Source organism: Limnohabitans sp. (assembly GCF_044361645.1).
Lineage (GTDB): Bacteria > Pseudomonadota > Gammaproteobacteria > Burkholderiales > Burkholderiaceae_C > Limnohabitans_A.
This window is the reverse complement of record NZ_JBIKIL010000163.1, coordinates 1-6,911: the sequence shown is the minus strand read 5'-3', so window position 1 is coordinate 6,911 and position 6,911 is coordinate 1. Positions and strand designations below refer to the sequence as shown.

The 6,911-nt window shown below is 61.0% G+C and carries 6 protein-coding genes and 1 tRNA gene; 6 read left to right on the top strand and 1 reads right to left on the bottom strand.

Annotated elements, in window-relative coordinates; translation table 11 throughout:
• Positions 1-400 precede the first annotated feature (400 nt).
• Complete coding sequence (locus ACIQ39_RS17910; RefSeq protein WP_396435944.1) at positions 401-1,411, bottom strand: P1 family peptidase; 1,011 nt, start codon at positions 1,409-1,411, stop codon at positions 401-403.
• A 44-nt stretch (positions 1,412-1,455) separates the two neighbouring features.
• On the opposite strand from ACIQ39_RS17910, the gene ACIQ39_RS17905 reads away from it, so the two are divergent.
• The 6 genes from ACIQ39_RS17905 (at position 1,456) to ACIQ39_RS17880 (ending at position 6,756) form a co-directional block, all read left to right on the top strand.
• On the top strand, positions 1,456-2,421 hold the full coding sequence (locus ACIQ39_RS17905; RefSeq protein WP_396435943.1) for an ABC transporter permease: 966 nt from the start codon (positions 1,456-1,458) through the stop codon (positions 2,419-2,421).
• Complete coding sequence (locus tag ACIQ39_RS17900) at positions 2,411-3,256, top strand: ABC transporter permease (RefSeq protein WP_396435942.1); 846 nt, start codon at positions 2,411-2,413, stop codon at positions 3,254-3,256. Before ACIQ39_RS17905 ends, ACIQ39_RS17900 begins: the two co-directional genes overlap by 11 nt.
• 2 nt (positions 3,257-3,258) lie before the next feature.
• Positions 3,259-4,263 (top strand): ABC transporter ATP-binding protein, encoded by a 1,005-nt coding sequence (locus tag ACIQ39_RS17895; protein ID WP_396435941.1) that lies wholly within the window; start codon positions 3,259-3,261, stop codon positions 4,261-4,263.
• Positions 4,260-5,081, top strand: a complete 822-nt coding sequence (locus ACIQ39_RS17890) for an ATP-binding cassette domain-containing protein (RefSeq protein ID WP_396435940.1) — start codon at positions 4,260-4,262, stop codon at positions 5,079-5,081. The genes ACIQ39_RS17895 and ACIQ39_RS17890 overlap by 4 nt, the downstream gene beginning before the upstream one ends.
• 12 nt (positions 5,082-5,093) lie before the next feature.
• Positions 5,094-6,611 carry an ABC transporter substrate-binding protein gene (locus tag ACIQ39_RS17885; RefSeq protein ID WP_396435939.1) on the top strand — a complete coding sequence of 506 codons (1,518 nt, stop codon included), beginning with the start codon at positions 5,094-5,096 and terminating at the stop codon, positions 6,609-6,611.
• 68 nt (positions 6,612-6,679) lie between these two features.
• A tRNA-Arg gene (locus ACIQ39_RS17880) sits at positions 6,680-6,756 on the top strand.
• Positions 6,757-6,911 lie beyond the last annotated feature (155 nt).

Sequence of the window (6,911 nt, the reverse complement as noted above, 5' to 3'; positions counted from 1 at the left end):
TTGCTCGGCAATTGCGACAAATCTTTGTCTGCGAACCACTCAAGGCTGGGTCCAAAAACTGGGCGCTGAACTGAAAATGAATTTTTCAGGGACGACTAAATAATGTTTACAGAGGTATTGACAGTGAAGGTAGAGATTGGATCCAAAAAATATCTCATGTCAAAGGAAGCAATGAAATTATCAGCAGTAAATATATTTTATTCAACGGAGTGCCAGTATGTCAGCATACTTACTTGTTGAAATTCGAATAATATGAAGAGCTAGGATTCTGTCGAGCTTTCCAGTATTCCCTATAAGCCTTTTCTCATGGACAATTGCATCATCCAAATGATGCCGAGTTCTTTCTAATGAGTCGCTTTGTGACTATTTGTAGACGGTTCAAGTCTCCAGCACAGCGCCCTCAAGCTTGGATCGCCGGTACAAGTCCCCAAGGGGTCTGAATGCTTTTTGCCTGCCGAATCGCGTCCACCGTGGCCAGCGCCGTGGCCTCTGCCGCCATCACGCAGAGCAGCATCAAGTCGGGCGTTGTTGTTTCGGTCGCGGTGGCCAGGGCAAACAAGGTGTCGCCGTCCAGCGGGGTGTGGGCGGGGCGGATGCTGCGGGCCAGGCCGTCGTGTGCGCTCATGGCCAGGCGCTTGGCCTGGGCTTTGCTCAAACTGGCGTTGGTGGCGAGCACGCCAATGCTGGTGTTGGTGCCGGGCAGGGAGCGCTGGCTGCGCTCGCCAGCCAGCAAGGCGCGTTGGGTGTTCAGCAAGTGCTGTCCGTCGGCGGTGCGGGCACCGGCCAGCACGTGGCCGGTGGCCGGGTCGATCACATCGCCCACCGCGTTGCAGGCCACCAAAGCGCCCACCACCCAAGGCCCCACGCGCACGCTGGCGTTGCCTATGCCGCCTTTCATGCAGCGGTCCAGGCCAAACAGTTTGCCCACACAGGCCCCCGCGCCTGCGCCCACATTGCCAGCGGCGGGCGTCGCCGTGGATGCCGCTTGACAGGCGGCGTAGCCAGCGGCCGCGTCGGGCCTGGCCTTGGGGTCGTCACCAGGGCGAACCACGGGCAGATCGAACAGCACCGCTGCAGGCACGATGGGCACGCGGCCGTAGCCGGTTTCAAAGCCAATGCCCTGCTCATCGAGCCAGCGCACCACGCCTGAGGCGGCGTCCAGGCCAAAAGCGCTGCCGCCGCTGAGCAGCACGGCATGCACTTTGTCGACCAAGTTGGCAGGGTCCAGCAAATCGGTCTCGCGGGTGCCGGGGGCTGCACCGCGCACGTCCACCGCGCCCACTGCGCCTTCAAGGGCCAGCACCACCGAGCATCCGGTCAGGCGCTGGCTGAGCGTGAAATGCCCCACGCGCAGGCCGGGCACATCCACGATGCTGCCCAGGCTGCTGTTTACAATCATTTCAGATGACATGTCCCGCCTTTTTTAACACGGCTCACAGGCCCCAAGGATAGCGCGTGCCCCTGTTCGTTTTGAGACGGCTGTTGAGTTTTGTGTTGACCTTGCTGGCGACCTCGGTGGTGGTGTTTGCCGTGCTTGAACTTTTGCCGGGCAATGCGGCACAGGTCATTTTGGGTGAAACCGCCACCCCTGAGTCGATTGCCGCGATGGAAGACAAGCTGGGTCTGAACCAGCCGGCCAGCACCCGTTACATGAACTGGATGGGCGGCATGCTGCAAGGCCAGACGGGCCTGAGCATTTCTTACGACACCCCCACCGCCCAACTCATGGCCGAGCGCCTGCAGGTGACACTGCCGCTGGCGGTGATGGCCATGGGCTTGACGGTGGCACTGGCGTTGATGCTGGGCATTTTTGCTGCTTCACAGCAAAACAAGCTGGGCGATGTGGGCGTCATGACGCTCAGCCAACTGGGCTTGGCTTTGCCCAATTTCTGGCTCGCTATTTTGCTGATCTTGCTGTTTGCGGTGCATTTGGAGTGGGTCAGCGCGGGCGGTTTCCCAGGTTGGTCTGTTGAAGATGGCGGCGGGCTTTTCGAGGGCATCAAGGCCTTGCTCTTGCCCGCCTTGGCGCTGGCGGCGGTGCAAACTGCGATCTTGACGCGGGTGACCCGCTCGGCCGTGCTCGACACTTTGCGCGAGGACTTTGTGCGCACCGCGCGCGCCAAGGGCCTGAGCCGTCGCCAAGTGCTGTGGGGCCATGTGCTGCGCAACGCCATGATCCCGGTGCTCACCGTGATGGGTTTGCAGTTTGGCAATTTGATCACCAGCGCCATCGTGATCGAGAACGTGTTTGTGCTGCCCGGCATTGGGCGCTTGATTTTTCAGGCCATCGCCAACCGCGATTTGATCGTGGTGCGCGATGTGGTCATGCTGCTGGCGGCCTTGGTCGTCTTGATCAACTTTTGCATTGATGTGTTGTATGCGTGGATCGATCCGCGCTTGAAAGCAGGCCATGCCCGATAGCCCGATTTTTTGGCGACGCGCCCTGCGCCATCCCAGCTTGCTGGCGGGCGGGGCCATGGTGCTGCTGATGGTCTTGTGCGCGGTGTTGTCCTTGTTTTGGTCGCCTTACCCAGTGGGCGACATCGACATCCCGAACAAATTGGCCTCGCCCAGCGCGGCCCATTGGTTGGGCACCGACAGCCTGGGGCGTGACATTGGCTCATTGCTGCTGGTGGGCAGCCAAAACTCCTTGTTGGTGGGCTTCATTGCGGTGGGCATGGGCCTGGGTGTGGGCGTGCCTTTGGGCTTGCTGGCCTCGGCGCGGCGCGGCTGGGTCGAAGAGCTCATCATGCGCGCATCCGACTTCACCTTCGCTTTTCCAGCGCTGCTGTCGGCCATCATGTTGACCGCGATTTACGGGCCGGGTTTGGTGGTGAGCATCTTGGCGATTGGTATTTTCAACATCCCGGTGTTTGCCCGCATTTCGCGGGGTGCGGCCAACGCGGTTTGGGCGCGTGATTACACGGCGGCGGCGCGGGCATCAGGGCAAGGTCCACTGGCCATCACCGTGGTGCATGTCTTGCCCAACATCGCCAGTGTCTTGATCGTGCAGGCCACCATCCAGTTCGCCATTGCGATTCTGGCCGAAGCAGCTTTGTCTTATCTGGGCCTGGGCACCCAAGCGCCGCAGCCCAGCTGGGGCCGCATGCTGAACGACGCGCAGTCGCAGATGTTCCAAGCCCCCATGCTCGCGGTGTATCCGGGCGCTGCGATAGCGCTGGCGGTGCTGGGCCTGAATTTGCTAGGCGATGGCCTGCGCGATGTGCTCGACCCCCGGCTGGCGCGGCAGCGGTGAACATGAACGGTTTAGCCAACGCCCAGCCTTTGCTGCAAGTCGATGATTTGCGTGTGAGCCTGCCCACGGCCAGGGGCTGGGCACAGGCCCTGCGCGGTGTGTCTTGGCGCATGGAGCGCGGCCAGACAGTGGGCCTGATTGGCGAGAGCGGCAGCGGCAAATCGCTCACCGCTTTGGCCCTGATGGGCTTGTTGCCCGAACGCGCCCGCGTGAGCGGGTCTATTGCGCTGCAGGGCCAGCAACTCGTGGGTATGCCCGAGCCGCAGCTTTGCCAGCTGCGCGGTGCCCGCATGGCCATGGTGTTTCAAGAACCGATGACGGCGCTCAACCCCTTGCACCCAATCTGGAAACAGATCGCTGAGCCGCTGCGGCTGCACCAAGGTTTGGGCGTGCGCGAGGCCAAAGCGCGCGCCCTGCACTTGCTCGAACGCGTGCAATTGCCCCGGGCACGAGAGCGGCTGCAGGCCTATCCGCACGAGCTGTCGGGCGGGCAACGCCAGCGCGTCATGATCGCCATCGCGCTGGCCTGCGGCCCCGAGCTGTTGATTGCCGACGAACCCACCACCGCGCTGGATGTGACGGTGCAAAAAGAAGTGCTGACGCTGATCCAACAACTGGTGCGCGAAGACGGCATGGGCCTGCTCTTGATCAGCCATGACCTGGGCCTGATGCAAGACCAGGTCGAGCGCGTGATGGTGATGTATGGCGGCGCGGTGGTCGAGAGCGCGGCAACACCCGAGTTGTTTGCGCACCGGGCGCACCCCTATACGCGCGGCTTGTTCGCGGCGCGTGCGCGTTTGGGTTTGGCGCGCGGCACGCGCCTGACCACCATTCCCGGCAGCGTGCCCGAGCTGATGGATTTTCCGGCGGGGTGTGCCTTTGCCGAGCGCTGCAGCTGGGCGGTGGAGGATTGTCGCCAGACACCCCCGCTGGCAGAAAACATCGAACACGAAGCCGCTGGGGAAAGGCCCCATGTGGTCAGTTGCCCGCGCTGGAGGCTGCCATGAGCGAGACGCACACATCTGCGTCGCTTTTGGCGGTGAAGCATTTGGCTCGGCGTTTTGCCTTGCCCCGCACGGGTTTGTTTCAACCCGCAGGCGCTTTGCAGGCTTTGTCAGGAGTGAGCTTTACCCTGCAGTCAGGTCAAAGTTTGGGCATCGTGGGCGAGTCTGGCTCAGGCAAGTCCACCTTGGCGCGTTTGGTCATGGCGCTCGATATGCCCACCGAGGGGCAGGTCCTGTTCAAGGGTGTGGACGTGCACCAGACGCACGGGCAAGCCTTGCGCCAATTGCGCAGCGGTTTTCAGATGGTGTTCCAAGACCCTTACGGTTCGCTGGACCCGCGTCAAAAAGTGCTGGCCATCGTGACCGAGCCGATCCAGACCTTGGTGAAACCTGTTGATGCTCGATCTGAGCTGCGCGACCGGGCTGAGCAAGCGATGAGCGAAGTCGGTCTCAGAACCGCCGACCTGGACAAATACCCACACGAGTTTTCGGGTGGGCAACGCCAGCGCATTGCGATTGCCCGCGCCCTGATCACCCGCCCCGCCTTGATCGTGGCCGATGAGCCCGTGAGTGCGCTCGATGTGTCGGTGCAGGCCCAAGTGTTGAACCTGATGATGGACCTGCAAGACCGCTACGGCCTGAGTTATTTGTTGGTCAGCCACGACTTGGCGGTCGTGAATCTGATGTGCGACGATGTGCTGGTCTTGCAGTCGGGCCGCGTGGTCGAGCAAGGCCCGGCTCAGCAAATCTTTGAACACGCCGAGCACCCTTACACTCGGGCTTTGTTGGCTGCTGTGCCAGGCCAGCCCCCTTCTTTTTGAACAGGAGTCGCCATGAGAAACGTTTCTTCCATGACCCGCCGTACCCTCGCTTTGAGTTCGGCGGCCGTGTTGGTGGTCGCCTTTGTGGCGGCCCCTTTGCAGGCGCAAGCGCAGTCGCGCAAAGACACCGTCACGCTGGGCATGATTTTGGAGCCCACCAGCCTGGACCCCACCATGGCCCCGGCCGCTGCGATTGGCGAGGTGGTGCACTACAACATCTTCGAAGGCCTGACCAAAATCAACGTCGATGGCTCCATTACCCCCTTGCTGGCCGAGAGCTGGAAGATGGACGCCGACGGCAAGGCCTACACTTTCAAGCTGCGCAAGGGCGTGAAGTTCCAAGACGGTAGCCCTTTCGACGCGGCGGCGGTCAAATTCAGCTTTGAACGTGCCAAAGACCCCAAAAGCACCAACAAGGCCAAAGGCGCGGTGTTCAACAACATCAGCCACATTTCTACCCCTGATGCGCACACCGTGGTGCTGGTGTTGACCAACCCGGATGGCAACTTCTTGTTCCGCATGGGCGAGAACACCGCCGTCATCTTGCACCCGGACAGCGCGGCCAACGCCGCCACCCAACCCGTGGGCACCGGCCCTTACAAAATCGAGAACTGGGCCAAGGGCACGGCCGTGACCTTGACCAAGTGGGATGGCTTTCGCGATGCCAACGCCATCAAGGTGAAAAAAGTCAGCTTCCGTTTCATCAACGACTCCGCAGCCCAAGTGGCGGCTTTGCTCGCCGGTGACATCGACGGCATGCCGCGCTTTCAGTCGCCGCAAAGTCTGGCGCAGTTCCAAAAAGACAAGCGCTTCGTGGTCGAGATGGGCAGCACAGCGGGCAAGGGCATCATGACCATCAACAACCGCAAAAAGCCGTTTGACGATGTGCGTGTGCGCCGCGCCTTGTCGCATGCGGTGGACAAAAAAGCCTTCATCGATGGCGTGTTTGAAGGCCTGGCCAAACCCATCGGCAGCCACATGGCCCCCACCGACGCGGGCTATGTGGAGTTGAGCGGCCTGTATGCCTATGACCCGGAAAAAGCCAAAGCGCTGCTCAAAGAGGCGGGCGTGTCAACGCCCCTGAACGTCACCTTGACCCTGCCCCCACCGCCCTACGCGCGCAAAGGCGGTGAAATTTTGGCCGCGCAGTTGGTCAAGGTGGGCATTGTGGCCAAAATAGAAAACGTGGAATGGGCCCAATGGTTGGGCGGCACCTTCAAGGGCAATTTTGACTTGACGGTGATCAACCACGTGGAGCCGCTGGACTACATGAACTATGCCAACCCGCAGTACTACTGGGGTTACGACAGCAAGGCCTTTCGCGACCTGGCGGCCAAGCACTCAGCGACCACCGCCGCCAAAGAGCGCACGCAGCTGTTCGGCGACATGCAGCGCCTGATCGCCAAGGACGCGGTCAACGTGTTTTTGTTCAACGCCTCCAACACCGCCGTGTACCGCAAAGGCCTCAAAGGCCTGTGGTCAAGCTCCCCTGTTTTTGCCAACGACCTGTCGGCCGTGTCATGGCAATGAAGCGCTGCGCATAATTCGGCCAGCCGCCTGAAGTCAGCGCAAAAGCTGGCTATAATCCCACAGATGTTGCGGCTGTAGCTCAGCTGGATAGAGTACTTGGCTACGAACCAAGGGGTCGTGGGTTCGATTCCTGCCAGCCGCACCAAAATCAGAAAGCCCACAACGAAAGTTGTGGGCTTTTTTTTGTGCGCCCAGCATGGGCGCACTCCTACGGGTGCAAGTCCCGTCGCAAGTTGATCACGACGAGCGAAGTGAAGCGCAACTGCATGAGGGTGACCGAGTGTGGGAAGGAAGCGTGGA